The sequence below is a fragment of the Laribacter hongkongensis DSM 14985 genome (assembly GCF_000423285.1).
Classification (GTDB): domain Bacteria; phylum Pseudomonadota; class Gammaproteobacteria; order Burkholderiales; family Aquaspirillaceae; genus Laribacter; species Laribacter hongkongensis.
The window spans coordinates 1-1,038 of record NZ_AUHR01000042.1 but is presented as its reverse complement, the minus strand read 5'-3'; the positions used below and the strand labels follow the sequence as shown (position 1 = coordinate 1,038).

General features: G+C 62.2%; 2 protein-coding genes and 1 pseudogene. 2 read left to right on the top strand and 1 reads right to left on the bottom strand.

Annotated features, from left to right (window positions below):
* Nucleotides 1-157, top strand: a 157-nt coding sequence (locus G542_RS17155) for a response regulator (RefSeq protein WP_034986076.1), incomplete at its 5' end; no start/stop codon positions are given.
* A gap of 137 nt (nucleotides 158-294) precedes the next feature.
* Here G542_RS17155 and G542_RS17150 read toward each other — a convergent pair.
* Nucleotides 295-678, bottom strand: a pseudogene (locus tag G542_RS17150) (integrase core domain-containing protein); the annotation flags it as partial.
* Between G542_RS17150 and G542_RS17145 the strand changes: the two are divergent.
* Nucleotides 620-1,038, top strand: a 419-nt coding sequence (locus G542_RS17145) for a DUF932 domain-containing protein (protein ID WP_244878722.1), incomplete at its 3' end; no start/stop codon positions are given. The pseudogene G542_RS17150 and the gene G542_RS17145 sit on opposite strands and share 59 nt — an antisense overlap.

The following is a 1,038-nucleotide window of genomic DNA, read 5'->3' as shown; positions in this document are numbered from 1 at the left end:
GCCCTTCCTGATGATCACGGCCGAAGCCAAACGTGAAAACATCATCGAAGCCGCGCAGGCCGGTGCCTCCGGTTACATCGTCAAGCCGTTCACGGTTGTAACGCTCGAAGAAAAACTCGCCAAGATTTTCCAGTCAACCAGCCTCCAGGCTGGCTGAACCAGCCCGTCCATCAGGGAGGTAACGTGCCCGATCATTTCGACTCACCGGATCTGGAAGACCTGTTCTATCAAGTCGCTGCCCATGGGCGTCAACTTGCCCTACACCTTGGGCCACTGGACGCTGCACTGTCGTGGTCAAATTTTTTCGGACACCCCGATAGGATGTTTTGTGGCAGTAGTCCGCTCGTAAGCGTTGGGTGACAGATACCCGAGCTTCGAGTGCAGTCGCTCATTGTTGCAGAAGCCGACGATGTAGTCCGTGATATCCCGGGTGGCCTCACCGTGGTTGGCATAATCGCGCTGCCAGATCCGTTCCATCTTCAGGTTCAGGAAGAAGCGCTCCATCACTGCGTTGTCCCGGCAATTGCCTTTGCGGCTCATGCTCGGCCGGAGGCCATGCTGGGCCACCAGCTGTGACGGTTCGCTGTGTACCACGGCGCAGTTCACCTCGGTGCGGGTGATGTGCAACAACACCCTGCAGATGGCCGTCGCCGGGCGCTCCGGTGCCGTCCGGGTGCCGCATTCGACCGTGTTCGATCCGGTGGCGGTCAAGGCGGAACTGGGACTCGGCCTGTCGGGGTGGGATGCCTTCATCGGCCACATCAAGGCACTCAGCCAGCGGCCGGTGTCGCCGGAAGAGGCCCGTCAGTTCTTCGCCGGGGTGCTGGACGAGCCGGTGGCTGACGATCCGGACGCACCGGTGTCAAAGGCCCTGCAGCAGCTGTCGGCACTGTACGGCGGGCAGGGCATGGGCGCCCTGCTCGGCAGCAGCCGGGGTACCGCTTGGGGGCTGGTCAATGCCGCGACCGAATTCGTTGACCACCACCGTCGGGCCCGCAGCCAGGATTACCGGCTGGATTCGGCCTGGTTCGGTCAGGG